This is a genomic window from Bradyrhizobium sp. CAR08 (assembly GCF_052871955.1).
In genome coordinates this window covers 63,733-79,299 of sequence record NZ_JBIXJX010000002.1, presented here as the reverse complement: position 1 = coordinate 79,299, position 15,567 = coordinate 63,733, and the positions used below count along the sequence as shown (strand labels likewise).

At 62.1% G+C, this 15,567-nt stretch carries 13 protein-coding genes; 3 read left to right on the top strand and 10 right to left on the bottom strand.

Features of this window, described 5'->3' with window-relative positions:
- Window positions 1–92: 92 nt before the first annotated feature.
- Window positions 93–1,196, top strand: coding sequence for a DNA topoisomerase IB (locus ACIPUD_RS03995; RefSeq protein ID WP_446480162.1), 1,104 nt, complete (start codon window positions 93–95; stop codon window positions 1,194–1,196).
- Window positions 1,197–1,561: 365 nt separating this feature from the next.
- On the opposite strand, the gene ACIPUD_RS03990 is transcribed toward ACIPUD_RS03995, so the two are convergent.
- From ACIPUD_RS03990 to ACIPUD_RS03970, 5 genes are read right to left on the bottom strand one after another with little or no spacing between them, the layout of a single operon-like run.
- Window positions 1,562–2,401 (bottom strand): endonuclease/exonuclease/phosphatase family protein, encoded by an 840-nt coding sequence (locus ACIPUD_RS03990; protein ID WP_446480322.1) that lies wholly within the window; start codon window positions 2,399–2,401, stop codon window positions 1,562–1,564.
- A complete protein-coding gene (locus ACIPUD_RS03985; protein WP_446480161.1) occupies window positions 2,401–3,210 on the bottom strand; it encodes a carbohydrate ABC transporter permease in 810 nt (269 codons plus the stop codon). The genes ACIPUD_RS03990 and ACIPUD_RS03985 overlap by 1 nt, the downstream gene beginning before the upstream one ends.
- Window positions 3,207–4,115 (bottom strand): carbohydrate ABC transporter permease, encoded by a 909-nt coding sequence (locus tag ACIPUD_RS03980; protein ID WP_446480321.1) that lies wholly within the window; start codon window positions 4,113–4,115, stop codon window positions 3,207–3,209. Before ACIPUD_RS03980 ends, ACIPUD_RS03985 begins: the two co-directional genes overlap by 4 nt.
- Before the next feature lie 57 nt (window positions 4,116–4,172).
- Window positions 4,173–5,426, bottom strand: coding sequence for an ABC transporter substrate-binding protein (locus ACIPUD_RS03975; protein ID WP_085357364.1), 1,254 nt, complete (start codon window positions 5,424–5,426; stop codon window positions 4,173–4,175).
- Window positions 5,427–5,484: 58 nt separating this feature from the next.
- Window positions 5,485–6,504, bottom strand: a complete 1,020-nt coding sequence (locus tag ACIPUD_RS03970; protein ID WP_085357362.1) for an ABC transporter ATP-binding protein — start codon at window positions 6,502–6,504, stop codon at window positions 5,485–5,487.
- 233 nt (window positions 6,505–6,737) lie between these two features.
- Between ACIPUD_RS03970 and ACIPUD_RS03965 the strand changes: the two genes are divergently transcribed.
- Window positions 6,738–7,541, top strand: coding sequence for a DeoR/GlpR family DNA-binding transcription regulator (locus ACIPUD_RS03965; protein WP_204510883.1), 804 nt, complete (start codon window positions 6,738–6,740; stop codon window positions 7,539–7,541).
- 189 nt (window positions 7,542–7,730) lie between these two features.
- On the opposite strand, the gene ACIPUD_RS03960 is transcribed toward ACIPUD_RS03965, so the two are convergent.
- Entirely contained in the window at window positions 7,731–8,756 is a 1,026-nt protein-coding gene (locus ACIPUD_RS03960) for an aldo/keto reductase (RefSeq protein ID WP_018459411.1), read from the bottom strand.
- Window positions 8,757–8,955: 199 nt separating this feature from the next.
- On the opposite strand from ACIPUD_RS03960, the gene ACIPUD_RS03955 reads away from it, so the two are divergent.
- Complete coding sequence (locus tag ACIPUD_RS03955) at window positions 8,956–9,855, top strand: SMP-30/gluconolactonase/LRE family protein (RefSeq protein WP_446480160.1); 900 nt, start codon at window positions 8,956–8,958, stop codon at window positions 9,853–9,855.
- 244 nt (window positions 9,856–10,099) lie between these two features.
- Here ACIPUD_RS03955 and ACIPUD_RS03950 read toward each other — a convergent pair whose 3' ends face one another.
- From ACIPUD_RS03950 to ACIPUD_RS03935, 4 genes are all read right to left on the bottom strand, one after another.
- On the bottom strand, window positions 10,100–11,059 hold the full coding sequence (locus tag ACIPUD_RS03950) for an ABC transporter permease (RefSeq protein WP_018459505.1): 960 nt from the start codon (window positions 11,057–11,059) through the stop codon (window positions 10,100–10,102).
- The gene (locus ACIPUD_RS03945) at window positions 11,056–12,168 is read right to left on the bottom strand and encodes an ABC transporter permease (RefSeq protein WP_018459504.1); all 1,113 of its coding nucleotides are present in this window, start codon (window positions 12,166–12,168) and stop codon (window positions 11,056–11,058) included. The genes ACIPUD_RS03950 and ACIPUD_RS03945 overlap by 4 nt, the downstream gene beginning before the upstream one ends.
- A complete protein-coding gene (locus ACIPUD_RS03940; protein ID WP_018459503.1) occupies window positions 12,161–13,702 on the bottom strand; it encodes a sugar ABC transporter ATP-binding protein in 1,542 nt (513 codons plus the stop codon). The genes ACIPUD_RS03945 and ACIPUD_RS03940 overlap by 8 nt, the downstream gene beginning before the upstream one ends.
- 66 nt (window positions 13,703–13,768) lie before the next feature.
- The gene (locus ACIPUD_RS03935) at window positions 13,769–14,899 is read right to left on the bottom strand and encodes a sugar ABC transporter substrate-binding protein (RefSeq protein ID WP_018459502.1); all 1,131 of its coding nucleotides are present in this window, start codon (window positions 14,897–14,899) and stop codon (window positions 13,769–13,771) included.
- Window positions 14,900–15,567 lie beyond the last annotated feature (668 nt).

Here is a 15,567-nt window from a genome sequence, read left to right as displayed (position 1 = left end):
GTCCACCGACCTCCGAGCGGAACCAACCGGTGTCTTCATCCCTTTAGAAAGAGTGGAGCCTCGATCCCAGGGTGCTTCCGAGGGACCGGCCCATGCTCCGACAAACCAGCAACGAAGAAGAGGTTCTGGACCGCACCGCCGAGGTCGCGGCCACCATCGCGGAAGAAGGCCTCCGGTATGTCAGCGACTCCGCGCCGGGGTACACGCGCAAGCGGACTGGAACCACTTTCAGCTACTACGACAAGGACGGCAAGCGAATCACCGATGCCGCCGTCATCCGACGCATCAAAGCAATCGGCATCCCGCCGGCCTACGAATCCGTGTGGATCTGCCCGTCTTCGAACGGCCACATCCAGGCAACCGGGCTCGATGCGCGGGGCCGCAAGCAGTACCGCTACCACGCAAAATGGCGCGAGTTGCGCGACCAGAACAAGTACGAGCACATCATCCAGTTCGCGACCGCGCTGCCAGCGCTGCGGGAGCGGGTCGCCGCCGACATGAAGCGGGACGGACTGCCCCGCGAGAAGGTGCTGGCCACGATCGTCAGTCTTCTGGAGAAGACGTTGATCCGGGTGGGCAATGCCGAGTATGCCGAGCAAAACAAGTCCTACGGGCTCACCACCATGCGCCGCAAGCACGTCGCGGTCGGGCGCGGCGTCCTTCGGTTCGACTTTACGGGCAAGTCGGGCAAACAGTGGAAGCTTCGCGTCGAGGACAAGCGGATAGCCGCGATCGTGAAGCGCTGCGCGGAGATCCCCGGACACGAGCTCTTCAAGTACCTGGACGACGACGGACAGCCCCGCACCGTCGATTCCGGCGACGTCAACGCCTACATCAAGGATATCACGGGCGAGGACTTCAGTGCCAAGGATTTTCGGACTTGGGCGGGAACGGTTCTGGCGGCGTTGGCCCTGACCGAATTCAAGAAGTACGATAGCCAGGCCGAGGCGAAGCGCAACGTCGTCGCCGCCATCGAAAGCGTCTCGAAGCAGCTCGGCAACACACCGGCGATCTGCCGCAAGTGCTACGTGCACCCGGAAGTCCTGAACGCCTACATGTCTGGTGACCTCGTGAAGATGATTGATGCCAAGATCGCGCAGAAGTTCAAGCGCCAGTACGCCAAGCTCACTCCCGACGAGATCGTGGTGCTGGCATTTCTCCGCAAGCGTCTCAATTCTCTGAAGGCGCCCGCCTAGCCTCGCGTACCAGTCTCCGGACGCCCGCGTCCTCCTCGATGCCTGCGCGCACGCCTCGGCAGGTGCCGGAAGCTGTCGAAGGCGAACAGAAGCTGGCCGGCGTGCTTGTTATTGTCGGCTTGCTTGCCGCCTTCGCGCTTTCTAATCTCGGCCAAACGTAAAAGGGCATTGGACGCCTTCTGAATCAATCACGTGTTGGCCCACCTGCCAGAGTGCATAAATTCAGGCGCGGCTTTGAGGTCAGCCGCCGTCGCGTTCATCGTGGCGTGCCATTCTTTTTTGTTTGACCGAGTTCAGACGTATCGCGACGTAGACCGAGGAAGCCCCCCTTGCAACGACAGCTTTTTAGTAGCTCCTCTATTCCTCTATTCCGAAAGTTCGATTGCAATGGGTTGGTGATCGGATGCATCCGTCGCTTCGTTGACCTCGATGCTGCGAACGTAGCCGGTCAAATCTTCCGTCACGAAAATGAAGTCGCGGCAGTCGGGCCCGTCGGCCCACTGCGCGCGGTCGTAGATTCCGCAAGTCGGCGCACGCGCGCGGCCGGGACGATCGGCGGTCCATGCATCCCGATACGCCAGACGAGGCCGGCCAGATCGGGCAATCAATGCGTGCTGAGGGTCGGCAACATCAAAATTGAAATCACCACACAGCAGGCTCGACGCCGCGACGGTCTGACTTCCATACGGCTCATCGTGCCGGAAGCCGGCCTGCCTCGGACTCATTGACGCATCCTCCTGCAAATCCAGCAGGCGAGCGATCTGCGCCTCGCGCTGGCCGGCCGAATGGAACTCGAGATGCGTGTTGACGACGCGGACCGCGCCAAACGAGGCCTGAACCGTCACCTCCAGGGCGTGACGGCGCATGCTGCGCACCGCGGCTACGCCCGGCCATGGCAGCAGATGGTTGGCAATCTGCAACACCGGCAACCGCGACAGCGTCATGTTGCCGAAGCGATGGAGGTTGCCATCAGGATCGACAGTTTCGATCGCAGGCCGGAATATTGCGGAGTAGCCGGGCAACAGGGCTGCCAGCTGTGCGCTCTGATCCGCTCCATCACCAAATCTCGAGAAATTCGCGCTCACCTCCTGGAAGCAGAACACGTCGGCATCGAGCGTCTGTCGGGCGACGGCAACGATCCTTGCCAGATCGGTCACGCCGTCGCAGCCCTTTCCGCACTGTATGTTCCAGGTGAGAAGTCTCATTAACGGATGCCTGCACGCATGAATGACTGGACGAACTGACGCTGGAACAGCAGAAACGCGATCAGCAGCGGCGCCATCGTCATCACGGTTGCCGCCGTGATCACTGACCAATCCACGCCGGTCTCAGGCGCGCCGAACACGGCAAGCCCCACGGTGAGCGGCCGCGCTTCCACCGAATTCGTGACGATCAACGGCCACAGGAAGTTGTTCCAGTGATAGCTGACGGAGACGAGGCCAAAGGCGACATAGGTCGGGCGAGCCAGCGGGACATAGACCCGCCACAGGATTCCGAGCGGACCCGCTCCCTCGACCCGCGCGGCTTCGACCAACTCCTGGGGCACACCCTTGAAGGTCTGCCGCAGCAGGAAGATGCCGAAGGCGCTCGCGAGATAGGGCAGCGCGATCGCAAGGATCGTATCGAGCAATCCCAACCTTGCGATCGCGCGGTAGTTCTCGACGATCAGGACGTCGGGCATGATCATCAGTTGGAGCAGAACGAGGGCGAAAGCGATGCCGCTGCCCCTGAACCTGAAGCGCGCAAAGGCATAGGCGGCCAGCGTCGACAGGATGAGCTGACCAACCAGGATCAGCGTCACCAGCACCACCGTGTTGAGATAGTACCGAGCGAACGGCGCCTGGTTCCAGGCCCGGGCAAAATTCTCCAGCGTCCAGGGCGCGGACAGGCTGAACGACGTGGCGTAAGCGGCCGGATGCAGCGCGCTCCAAAAGGCATAGGCCAATGGGGCAAGCCAGATCAAAGCCAGGAGCCATGCTGCGACGGCCTCAATGGGGCGTGTCCGGCCTCTCATTGATAGTGGATCCTGCGATCGAGATAACCGAACTTGATCAGCGCAACCGAGCTCAGCAGCATCAGAAGCACAACCGTCAGCGTTGCCGCGTAAGAGGAATCTTGGAAGGTGAAGGCAACTTCATAAATGTAGTAGAGCAGCAGCGTGCTGGCGTTGTTCGGACCGCCCTTGGTCATGATGACCAGATGGTCCACCAACTTGAAGGAGTTGATGACTGCGTTGATCGTCACGAACAACGTGGTCGGCATCAGCAATGGGAACGTGATCCGGCGGAACGTATACCACCGGCTCGCGCCTTCGATGGACGCGGCCTCTTCGAGGTCCGGCGAGAGCTGCTGCAGCGCCGCCAGGTAGAAAATCATGAAGAAGCCGGCCTCCTTCCAGATCACCATCAAGACCAGACAGCCCATCACCGTCGAGGGATCGCCCAGCCAATTCCAGCCGCCGAAACCGAAAAGGCCGCGCAACTGATCCAGCAACCCGTAATCCGGCGTGTAGAAGAACAGCCAGATATTGGCGACGGCGATCATCGGCAGCACGGTCGGCGTGAAATAGGCCAGTCGCAGAAAGCCGCGGCCGCGTATGTTGCGATTGACCCAGATCGCCATCACCAGGGCCAGGGCAATCGAGGTCGGGATCGTGCCGAGCGCGAACCAGAAATTATTGACCAGCGCCTTCCAGAAGATCGGATCGGCCGCCATGGACCGATAGCTGTCAAGCCCGACGAAGGCCTCCGTGCCATTGCGGCGCGTGACGAACAGCGAATGCCGGATCGTCGCCAGAATCGGAAAGTGCGTGAATGCGAGTAGCAGGACGGCCGCCGGCAGCAGCAGCAGCCAGGCATTCACGGTGTTCCACCACGCTTGCGATCGGGCACGGCGCGGGGCTATTGGCGATGAGACCATGGAGTCGGACATCTGTGAGCCGGCGGGATGGCGGTGGCGCGCCATCCCGCCACGTCCCTATTTGTAGGCGCGCAAGACGCGGTCGGACTGCTGTTGCGCGGCGGCCAGCGCTTCCTGCGGCTTCTGCGCGCCCGTGATCGCGGCCTGCACGGCATCCCCGATGAACTTGTAGATGCGGCCGTTCTCATGAACGGAGAGCTCCGGCACCGCGTGCTCCAGCTGATCGCGCGCAACTGTGGCCTGCGGGAAGGCCTTTGCGTAGGCCTCCATCGTCGGCGTCTTGTAGGCGGCCGGCGACACTGCCACGTAGCCCGTCTTCATGCTCCATTCGGCCGCGCGATCCGGAGCCGTGATCCATTGAATGAACTTGACGGCCGCCTTCTGCTGTTCGGGAGACGCACTCTTGAAGATGTAGAAATTGCCGCCGCCGGTCGGTGATCCGCGCCGCTCCCTGGCCGGCAGCATGGCCACACCGAACTGGAATTTCGCGGCGTCCTTGACCGCCGTCAGATTGCCGGTGGTGTGCCACATCATCGCCGTCTTGCCTTCGAGGAAATCGTTGCGCAGCGTCGCCCAATCGATGCTGCCGGCCGGGGCGACGTTGTGCTTGCGCGACAGGTCGACCCAGTACTCGAGGGCAGCGACCGTCTTCGGAGCGGTCAGATAGACCTCGTTGCCGGGCTCGTTCATCATCTTCTGCCCGTTCTCGATCGCCAGCGCCTGCAGCATCCAGTAGGCATATCCGGTCGAGGGAATTTCGATGCCCCAGCGCGTCGTGTTGCCGCCATCCTTCTTGACCAGCTTCTTCGACATCTCGACCATTTCGTCCCAGGACGCCGGCGCCTTCTCGGGATCAAGGCCCGCCTCTTTGAAGGCGTCCTTGTTCCAGTACAGCACGATGGTCGAACGCTGGAACGGCACGCTCCAGGTCTTGCCGTCGATCTGCCCGTTCGCCATGAACGCCGGATAGAACTCCTTGAACCAGGCCTTGTCGCCGACGAGATCGTCAAACGGCACGATCGCGTTCTCGTCCATCAGCGTGAACACGTCGGTCGACAGCAACACCGACAGTTGCGGCGGCTGCCCGCCCTTCATGGCGGTCATCGCCTTGGTCATCGTATCCGTGTAGTTGCCGGCATAGACCGCCGTCATCTTGATGTCGGGATTGTCCTTCTCGAAGCGCGAGACCATGTCGTCGATGATCTTGGTGACGGGACCGCCGACCGCGACCGGATAGTACATGGTCAGATCCACTGCGGCAGCCGGGCGTGCAGCCATCGAGAGTACGGCAAACGCCGCTGCCATCAACATCGTTCGTCGCGCAAACATGGGACAATCTCCTTCGTTACTGCGTTTGAAACAGCCGCTGCTATCGACCGGATATCGCCCGCTGGCCCTCTGTGACGATGGTCTCCAAGCGAGTTTCCGAACTTGAATCGAACCGATGCTCGAGCCCGGGTTCCCACGCGATCCGGACATCCTCGCCTGGCCGAACCTTGCTGAAACCTTCGAGCCGCACCGAGATGGGCTGACCATCGACCTCGCACAGAACGATGCTGTCGGCCCCAAGATGCTCGATCGCCCTGACGCGCGCAAAATGGTCCCCGCCCGACACGATGCGGATATGCTCGGGCCGGATGCCGATGAGATGATCACCCTGGCGCAACAGGTTCATCGGCGGCGTGCCGATGAACCGCGCCGTGAATGCCGTCGCCGGCCGGTTATATAGCTCCTCTGGTGTGCCATTCTGCTCGATACGACCATCGCGCATCAGCACGACGCGATCCGCCATCGTCATGGCTTCGGTCTGATCGTGGGTCACGTAGACCATCGTCATTCCGAGCCGCTGTTGCAGGGCGCGGATCTCCGTCCGCATCTCATGCCGCAGCTTGGCGTCCAGATTTGAAAGCGGCTCGTCCATGAGGCAGACCCGCGCTTCCGCAATGATGGCTCGTCCCAGTGCAACCCGCTGGCGCTGGCCGCCAGATAGCTGCGACGGCTTGCGTTCAAGCAGATGCGCAAGGCCAACAATCTCGGCCACACGCCGGAGCCGCTCGTCTCGTTCCGCGCGCGACACGCGACGCACACGCAGTCCGAAGACGATGTTCTCGGCTACGCTCAAATGCGGAAACAGCGCATAGGACTGGAAGACCATGGAGATATTCCGCTGCGCCGGGGTCAGATGGGTCACGTCGACGCCGCCGATGGCGATCGTACCGGCATCAGCATCCTCAAGCCCGGCGATCAGCCGCAGCGTGGTCGACTTACCGCAGCCGGACGGTCCCAGCAGCACAAGTAGCGAGCCCTCGTTCGCTGTCAGACTGACGTCATCGACGGCGCGCATCGCGCCCCAGAACTTGGAGACATGACTCAGCGTGATCGCTGACATGGCCTGTTCGCTCTCACCGTGATGCGGCTACGCCGCTGGCGACGGCTCGCTGCAACGGACCCATGCAAGGCCGCTCACCGCAGACAGACCGGTCCATGCGCCCTCCCTCGTGCCACGCGCATTCGTCGGCGTAGCCACCACGATGTTCATTTGAACATAGCGTAACGCCATATGAAACCAGAAAATTGCGTCCTTGGAGTTCAAATGATACTTTCGTTGAGAACGGAGGGCCTATGCTCAGGACCGCCACGACCCGTCAGACCCACATACTAGAGATCGTGCGCGAGCAAGGCTTCGCCTCCATCGAGCAGCTCGCGGTGCGTTTCGATGTCACTCAGCAGACCATTCGCCGCCTCGTGAATGCACTCTGCGACCAGGGCCTGCTCCGGCGGGTGCATGGCGGGGTCGGCCTCCCGGTCCAGAACCAGAACCTCGCCTATGGCAGCAGGCACAGGTTAAACGCCAGCGCGAAACGGCGGATCGCGCACGCGACCGCCAACCTCATCCCTGACGGGACGTCACTGATGATCGGACTTGGCACGACGCCCGAATACGTCGCGCAGGCGCTCTCCCGCCGTCGGGATCTGCGGGTGATCACCAACAGCCTGAACGTGGCCGCAGCATTCGCGCACAATCCGGACGTGGAGATCAGCATCGCGGGCGGCACGCTGCGGCAACTCGATCGCGATATCATTGGCGAGTCGGCTGCGCGCTTCTTCGCGGGTTTCCGCGCCGACTTTGGTATATTCGGTGTCGGGGGGATTGATGAGGACGGCACGCTGCTCGATTTCCATGCCGATGAAGTCAAGGCGCGTCAATCCATTGTGGCCAATTCGCGAACGTCCGTGCTAGTGGCCGACATCACCAAGTTCGGTCGCAATGCGACGGTCCGGGGCGGCCATCTCGACGACTGCCACCATCTCGTCATCGATGATCGATTGCCTGGATCGTTTAAGCCAATCGCGGACAGGTATGGCGGTCTGATCCACACGGCCCGCGACGCCCGCGCAGATTTCGAACGCCTTGGCCATACCTAGCGGACAACATAGACTCCCTTGCTCAGATCGATCGCGGACTTCAACGCACGGCCGACAATCCGCGCCGCAATCGGCACTGAGCCAGTCCCACGTGCCGCGCACCTACGGGGGCGAGCTCGAGCGGTGGGGAGCTGTTTTCCCGGTGATCCGAGCCCTCGGCTTGAACCAATTCAAGCGTGTTCATCCGGTCTACCTCGGAACAGGCGCTTCCGATTCCAGCAGGGACGCGGCCTTGAGATCGCTCCAGAGCGCGCCCGGCACTGTGGTGGTCAGCGCTGCCACATTGCGCTCGACCTCCTGCGCATTATGCGCCCCGAGAACCACGCTCGCGACCGCGGGATGACCCAGCGCAAAATGTAGAGCGGCCGTCGGCAACGCTACGTCATGAGCTGCGCAGATACGCTGGATCTCAGCAACCTTCGAAAGGATCTGCGGCGGTGCGTCTTGATAATTGTACTTGGCGCCCTTGATGGCGCCCGTCGCCAGAATCCCCGAATTGAACACGCCGCCAAGCAGCACCGCGATGCCCTGCTTCAGCGCCAGCGGCATGAACTCCTCGAGTGCTGGCTGCTCCAGCAGCGAATAACGCCCGGCGAGCAGCATCACCTCGAAGGACCCGGCCTGCGCAAAGCGCACGCACATCTCCGCCTCGTTGACGCCGATCCCGATGCCCGCGACCACACCTTCGGAACGAAGTTTGTCCAGCGCTACATAGGCCCCGGACATCGCTTCGCGAAACCGATCCTCGATCGCGTCCTTACCGTGGGTCCACACATCGACATCATGGATCAGCAACAGGTCGATCCGGTCGGTGCCAAGCCGCAACAGCGACTGCTCGACCGAGCGCATGGTGCCATCATAGGAATAGTCGACGACGGCTCGGTGCGGCTGTCCACCAATAAATCCGGACCGAGTCTCCGGCTGGTGAAACGGATCCATCCAGCGACCGGTTTTTGTGCAAAGCACCACATCCTTGCGCGGCACGCGCCGGAGCGCCGTTCCGCAGCGATGCTCCGACAGGCCGTTGCCATAGTGCGGCGATGTATCGAGCAGATTGATGCCGAGCTCGAAGGCACGGCTCGCTGCGGCAATTGCAGTGTGGTCGTCGAGCTCGAGAAAGAGATCGCCGAGCGGTGCGGTTCCGAACCCGAGGATGGAAACTTCGAGACCGGTCCGGCCAAGTGTGCGGCGCGGCAAAGCCGATTGCGAAACCATGGTGGATTGCACTTCCTTCTCCGCGCCTCGATCCGCGCTAGTCTCATTGCAGCGACGCGCAGCGTATGTATTTGCCGTCAGGTGTCAACGCGAGGATTACGGGTCTCGTACAAGACTATTCCGCTCATACATTCGGGTTGCTAAGAAAAGCGGAACCGGCACGCGGGCACTTCACGGCCTGCGGCAACGAGGAGGAACGATGCTCCCCTATGTTACGCACGACGCACGCTTTGCTCGCCTGGTCTTTGGTCACGCCAATCTCGAAAAACTCACCAGCGGCTGCCGCTGGGCCGAAGGACCCGCTTACTTTCCGGCCGGCCGCTATTTGATCTGGTCCGACATTCCGAACAACCGGATGATGCGCTTCGACGAGACGGATTCATCGGTGTCGGTGTTCCGCTCGCCGAGCTTCAACTCGAACGGCAACACGACCGATCACGAGGGGCGGCTCGTCACTTGCGAGCACTTCATGCGCCGCGTCACCCGGACCGAGCATGACGGCTCCATCACGGTGCTTGCCGAGCAGTTCGAAGGGCGTCGGCTGAACTCGCCCAACGATGTCGTGGTGAAATCGGACGGCTCGATCTGGTTTTCGGATCCGACATACGGCATCGACAGCGATTACGAGGGCCAGCAGACCAAATCCGAGATTGGCGCCTCCCACGTGTATCGGATCGATCCAGCGGGCGGCGAGATCAGCCTCCTCGTCTCTGACCGCGTGCAGCCGAACGGGCTGGCGTTCTCGCCAGACGAGAAGCTGCTTTATGTCGCCGATACCGGCGCGACCCACGTCGACGGGCTGCCCGCGACGATCTGGTCCTACAAGGTCCGGGGAAACAAGGTCGCTGAGCCCTCGCTGTTTTCCACCTGCCCCGACGGCCTCTACGACGGATTTCGCTGCGACATCCATGGCAACGTTTGGACGTCGGCGGGACGGAGCGTGTTCTGCTACGCAGCCGACGGGACACATATCGGCACCATTCCCATCGGCGAGATCGTGGCGAATGTCTGTTTCGGCGGTCCGCAGCGCAACCGTCTCTACATTTGCGGACAGACATCGCTGTATTCGATCTTCCTCAATACGCGCGCGGCCGTGTAAGGGAAAAGGCGGCGCGGGGCGGCGTGCGGCGCCATCCTCAGCCGTTCTGACCGCGCTTTCGCCGGCCGTCGGTGCCCTCGTCGCCCTGCAGATCGGATTCAAGTTCCTCGATAGCGCGCGATCCGAACTTGCCGGTCTCTGAGCTCGCGGATACTGTGTCGAGCAAGGCAGTTCGTTTCGCTAAAATTTTGATTTACGATGATTTCCAATTTGTAAAGAAGGCGGGCCACCTTAGGCTGGCCATCTAGCTCGTGACGCGTTCGCCCCGCCCGTAGACGAGCAGCATGAAGATGATAACGAGACCATAGATCACTTGGCGGCCCGCCTCCGGCATCTCCATGATCGACAATACACTGTTCAGGAGCACGATCAGGACGACGCCGATCAGCGTGCCGAGATAGCGGCCGCGGCCGCCGAGGATGTTGGTGCCTCCAATCACGACGGCGGCGATCGAGGGCAGCAGATAGGCGTCTCCCATGCCTTGGTAGGCCTTGGTGGAATAGCCGGCGAGCAGCACGCCCGCGAGCGCGGCAGCAAGGCCGCAGAGGACGAAGCAGACCACCGTGACGCGGCGCGTGTTGACGCCGGCGAGATAGGCCGCCGCCTCCTTGTTGCCGATGGCGTAGATGTAGCGGCCGAGCGACATGCGCTGCAGGATCACGACCACCAGCACGGACACCCCGGCCCAGACGAACAGCGCGTTGGGAATGCCGAGCGTACGATCGCCCGCCAGCATCCGCATCAGGTCGGTCGCCCCGGTCTGAGGTGCGTAGCCGCCAGTATGCGCGACCATCAGGCCGCGCATCACGGCATTCACGCCCAGCGTAAAGATCATCGAGGGGACCCGCAGATACGCGACCCCGACGCCGTTGACGAGCCCGACCAGAACGCCGACCCCGAGCCCGACCGGAATTGCGAGAGGACCGCCGACCGAGGTCGCCATCATGGCCGCGGCCGCGAGCGTCCAGGGCACCGACAGATCAATCTGCGCTATCAGGATCACGATCATCATGCCGGCCGAGACGATCCCGAGGAACGCACCGATCTGCAATTGCTGCAGAAGATAGGCCGGAGACAACAGGGGAGCGCTGCCGAAACGGGCGAATGTGTAAACCGTACCCGCGACGAGAATGACGACGATGAACACCGCCGCAATCAGGATCGGGCGATCGTCGCGCGAGAGGCTGAATGAGGCCGCCGTCATCGAAACAGCTCCAACGTGTTCTTGACGCGCAGCATACCCAACGCGCCGATGCTGACGGCAGCGAGCAGGATCACGCCCTCGAACAGCGGCTGCAGAAGAGGGGCAATGTCGAAGATGCGGAAGAAGAAGGAAATCACGCGCAAGACCATAGCGCCGAAGATCGACCCGATCGCACTGCCGGTTCCGCCAAGCAGCGAAGTGCCGCCGATCACCACGGAGGCGATCGAGTTGAGCGTATAGGCGCCGGCCTGCGGAATGTCCGCATTCCCAGACGAAGTCTGGATAGCAAGGAAGAGACCGCCGCAGCCGGCGAAGAAGCCCGCGAGCGTGAAGGCGGCGATCTTGGCGCGCTCGATCGGAAGGCCGGACATATAAGCTGCGCCCTCGGCCGAGCCGATCGCATAGACGGCGCGGCCGAGAACGGAGCGGCGGAACGGCACCCATACCAGCAGCGGAATGAGAACGAGAAGCACGAAGGGGACCGGGATCCAGGCGAACGGCGCAAACCAGGCAGCCGCGCCATCGTCGAAGATGTGCACGGTCGAGGCGAAATCGCCGAGCGAGTTAGTCAGCGCCCAGTTCAGATCAACATCGATCTTGCCGCCCGGGGTCGGACGCAGGAAAAGCGCGATGCCGATGTAGACCGCGCCGGTCGCAAGCGTCGCGATGATCGGCTGGATGCGCCCATAGACGACGACGCAACCATTGATAAAGCCGGCCGCCGCGCCGATCACAAGGCACACGGCGATCCCGAGCAGAATGCCGCTCACGCCGCCCGGAAAGGTGCCGAGGCCGAGATGCACGCCGAACAGGTCGAGATGCAGCGGCGCACCACCTGCCGCGCCGGTCAGGAGGTAGCTTGCAAAGCAGCCGACCATGGTCATGACCGCTCCGACGGAGAGATCAAGGCCCGACATTAAGACCGGCACTGTCTGCGCCATCGCCAGCATGGCGAGCGCAAAGATTTCGTCGCCATTCTGCACCAGCACGGCGGAGGAGAAGCCGCGGGGATGCGCGGCGTTGTAGAAAATGTAGAGAGCACAGAACAACAGGATGGCGGTGACCAGACCAATGTTCTGGCGGATCCTGATCGCGAGATCGTCAAGCATGCGCCGCCCTCGCTGCGGTATCGGTGTCGACATTCAGGGAGCTTGCGACAATGTTGGTCTCGGTGAGGTCGTCGCCCTCGAGCTCGCGCACGATGCGGCCGTCATACATGATGACGACGCGGTCGCAGCAGCCGATCAGCTCGTCATAGTCGGTTGAGTAGAACAGGATTGCGGCGCCCTGGTCGGCGAGTTCGCGCATCAGCCGGTAGAGCTCCTGCTTGGTGCCTACGTCGATTCCGCGCGTGGGATCGTTGAGCAGGATGATGCGCGGATCGGTCATCAGCCATTTGGCGAGCACGACCTTCTGCTGGTTTCCGCCCGACAGCGTCGAGACCGCATCACTCGCGGCGTCCAACTTGATCTGCAGCCTCGCGATGGCTCGCTGGATCGCGGTGCGTTCCTTCCCGGTATCGATGAATGGGCCAGTCGAAAGCGCGTCGAGCGATGCGATCGCAAGATTGTCTGCGATCGACATCGGCAGCATCAGTCCTTCGGTCTTGCGGTCCTCAGGCACGAGTGCGATGCCGACCGATTTTGCCGCCGCCGGGGAGCCGGGACGTACCTCGCGATCTGCCACCGTGAGGCGACCAGTGACACCGCGCAAAACACCGAACAGCGCAAGCAACAGGGATTTCTGGCCCTGCCCGTCGAGACCGCCGAGCCCGACGATCTCGCCGGCGCCGATGCTCAGTGAAATGCGATCGAGCTGCCTCTCCCAGCACAGGTTCTCGAGCGCCAGCACCGGCTTCGCGGCATTTCGCGCCGGCTTGGGCGGATACTGGGCCGCGATGTCACGCCCAATCATGAGCTGGATGATATCGGCCGTCGAACGCCTCCCCTTGTCGAAGGTCTCGATATGGCGGCCGTTGCGAAACACCGAGGCCCGGTCGGCGAGCGCCTCGACCTCGTGCATGCGGTGCGAGATGTACAGGATTGCGACGCCCTCGGCCTTGAGCCGCGCCAGCATCGCATAAACCTTCTCCACATCGGCGCTCGTCAGTGCCGATGTCGCCTCGTCGAGGATCAGCAACTGCGGCCGCTTGCCGAGCGCCTTCGCGATCTCGACCACCTGGCGCCTCGATAGGGGCAGATCGCGCACGCGCCTCAGGGGGTTGACGTCCTCACAGCCGATCTCGGACAAAAGCTCTTCGGCGCGGCGGCGCTGCGCCTTCGCATCGATCAGGCCGAACCGCCGCGGCGGGGATGCAATGGAGATGTTGTCCGCGACCGAGAGGTCGGGCATCAGCGATAGTTCCTGAAAGATGCAGACGACACCGGCCGCATTCGCCGCCGACGGCGTGGCGAAGCTGACCTCGCTCCCCGCGAGGCGCATGCGACCGCTGTCGGGCTGCACCACACCGGCAATGATCTTGATCAGGGTCGACTTGCCGGCGCCGTTCTCGCCCAGCACGGCATGAATCTTGCCGCGTTCGCAGGCGAAGTCGACGCCTTCAAGCGCGCGAACGCCGGCATAGCGCTTGGAGATGCCGGCAAGCTCCAGGAAGGCGGATTGCGTCGGATCGGCAGCCGGCATGGCCGGGCCTTCACGCAACGACGGCCCGGCGAATGCCGGGCCGTGACAGAGACATCGCTGGAGCCGTCACTGGGTGTTCTTCTCGCTCTGCGACATGATCTCCGGTGCAGTGAAGTTCACGCCGCACGGTGTGAACTGGTTCGGCGCAAAGAAGTTGGCATTGAGCTCGGGCCAGTAATTCGTGCCCGGCTTGAGATCCTTGTAGGTCGCCACTGGAATCGGGATCGAGATCAGCTGCGGCATAATGTTGCCCTGCAGCGCCGAGATCGCCGCCTTGGTCGCGATCGCCACCAGCGCCGGCGACTGGCCGTAGGACATTCCCTTTAGTCCGTCCTTGGCGTGATCGGCAATCTGTTTACGGTACTCGTTTTCGCCCTCGCCCGACATCGGCACAAAGGGATGCTTGGCAGCCATCAGTGCCTGCACGGTGCCGTCGGATCCGCCTTGGGTGAATACTCCGTCGAAATGACCATGCACAGCTAACGCATCTGCAGTCACCTTCTGCGAGGTGCCGGTGTCCCAATTACCAACCACCTCGGTGATTTTGAAGCTGTTGCCGGGCGATTCTATTACCTCGCGGAAACCGAGATGACGATCGCGGTCAACGGAGTTTCCCGGGAGGCCACGGACTTCGAGGATGTCGCCGGATTTCTTGCCGCTCTCGTCGATCAGCCATTTGGCCGACATGCGGCCCATTTCCTTCTGGTCCTCGTTGACCATCATCACCTTGTCGGTGTCGAGGACGTTGTCGAACGGCACCACCACGACGTTGTTCTTGTCGGCAAGACGGATGATGCGATCAAAACCGTCGGGAGCTACCGCAATGGTAACGATTGCGTCGAAGCCTTGGTTGATGAAATCCTCCATCGCGCCAAGTTGCGCCGCGACATCGGTCCCGGTGGAAACAACCTTGAACTCCTTGATGTTCTCCTTGATACCCGGCTGATCGGCGAAAGCCTTGGCAGTCTTCACCATCTGGATGCGCCAGGTGTTGCCGACAAAACCGTTGACCAGCGCGATTCTGTAGGGGCCCGCCTTCTTGGGCCACTGAAAGAATTTGGTCTCGGACGACCACGGCTTGAAGCAGGCGGGGTCGGCGCCGGGACCGGAGACGACCTTTGGACCTGCCAGAGCACTCACCGATGACAACAGCAAGCCGGCGCAAGCCAGCCCCGCCAGACGAAGCGTCCACACCATGTCGTGTCTCCCTGAGCGTTTGTGTTCCACCCTAACGCGGCGCGTAGCCATGCCGGGAATTGACTTTCCCATGCGCGTGTCGGGCTAGGATGGCACGCAGCTTGCGATGCTGACAAGCCGAGGGCGGACGCTCCGGCGCGAGACACGATCTGAACGCACGGCCAAACCGACGGCAATTGTGGAAGCAGAAAACGTAACAATGACAGTCGGGTGTTCGTGGGCGGCAAGGGATTGTGCAACGGCGAAGCTGGCGATGGCCGGGCTTTCATGGTGGCATCCACGCGCGTGACGAAAAAAATGACACTCAGGGAAAAGTGTGAATCGCTACGCGAAGCCGAACGAAGCCCGCTTGCGGAAGCCGGGTTTTGAAAACCAGAGGCTGGGACTACTTGCTTTCGTCCGGCGGCCTGGCGCTCCTCCGCTAAGATAATGGCTGTAGCAACGCCGATCGCTCGCAGCTCCTCACTCAGCAGCTCGACGGCGAGATCAGGTATCGCACCGCGACGGTGGCTGGCGAACATGTCACTTGCTTGACACGTTCTGAAGCGCCGGTCTCTAATGTCCTTCAAGGTCCTGCGGTTGGACAGGCAACACTTTCTGCCCCCAAGCAAGAACAGGCTCGACTGCCCCACCCAGCGACTGTCAGGTCAAGGGTGCGGAATCCAAGA

Excerpts from the sequence above, each read along its gene's own strand:
- ACIPUD_RS03995 (WP_446480162.1), top strand. The coding sequence starts at position 93 with ATGCTCCGACAAACCAGCAACGAAGAAGAGGTTCTGGACCGCACCGCC.
- ACIPUD_RS03990 (WP_446480322.1), bottom strand. The coding sequence starts at position 2,401 with ATGAGACTTCTCACCTGGAACATACAGTGCGGAAAGGGCTGCGACGGC.
- ACIPUD_RS03985 (WP_446480161.1), bottom strand. The coding sequence starts at position 3,210 with ATGAGAGGCCGGACACGCCCCATTGAGGCCGTCGCAGCATGGCTCCTG.
- ACIPUD_RS03980 (WP_446480321.1), bottom strand. The coding sequence starts at position 4,115 with ATGGTCTCATCGCCAATAGCCCCGCGCCGTGCCCGATCGCAAGCGTGG.
- ACIPUD_RS03975 (WP_085357364.1), bottom strand. The coding sequence starts at position 5,426 with ATGTTGATGGCAGCGGCGTTTGCCGTACTCTCGATGGCTGCACGCCCG.
- ACIPUD_RS03970 (WP_085357362.1), bottom strand. The coding sequence starts at position 6,504 with ATGTCAGCGATCACGCTGAGTCATGTCTCCAAGTTCTGGGGCGCGATG.
- ACIPUD_RS03965 (WP_204510883.1), top strand. The coding sequence starts at position 6,738 with ATGCTCAGGACCGCCACGACCCGTCAGACCCACATACTAGAGATCGTG.
- ACIPUD_RS03960 (WP_018459411.1), bottom strand. The coding sequence starts at position 8,756 with ATGGTTTCGCAATCGGCTTTGCCGCGCCGCACACTTGGCCGGACCGGT.
- ACIPUD_RS03955 (WP_446480160.1), top strand. The coding sequence starts at position 8,956 with ATGCTCCCCTATGTTACGCACGACGCACGCTTTGCTCGCCTGGTCTTT.
- ACIPUD_RS03950 (WP_018459505.1), bottom strand. The coding sequence starts at position 11,059 with ATGACGGCGGCCTCATTCAGCCTCTCGCGCGACGATCGCCCGATCCTG.
- ACIPUD_RS03945 (WP_018459504.1), bottom strand. The coding sequence starts at position 12,168 with ATGCTTGACGATCTCGCGATCAGGATCCGCCAGAACATTGGTCTGGTC.
- ACIPUD_RS03940 (WP_018459503.1), bottom strand. The coding sequence starts at position 13,702 with ATGCCGGCTGCCGATCCGACGCAATCCGCCTTCCTGGAGCTTGCCGGC.
- ACIPUD_RS03935 (WP_018459502.1), bottom strand. The coding sequence starts at position 14,899 with ATGGTGTGGACGCTTCGTCTGGCGGGGCTGGCTTGCGCCGGCTTGCTG.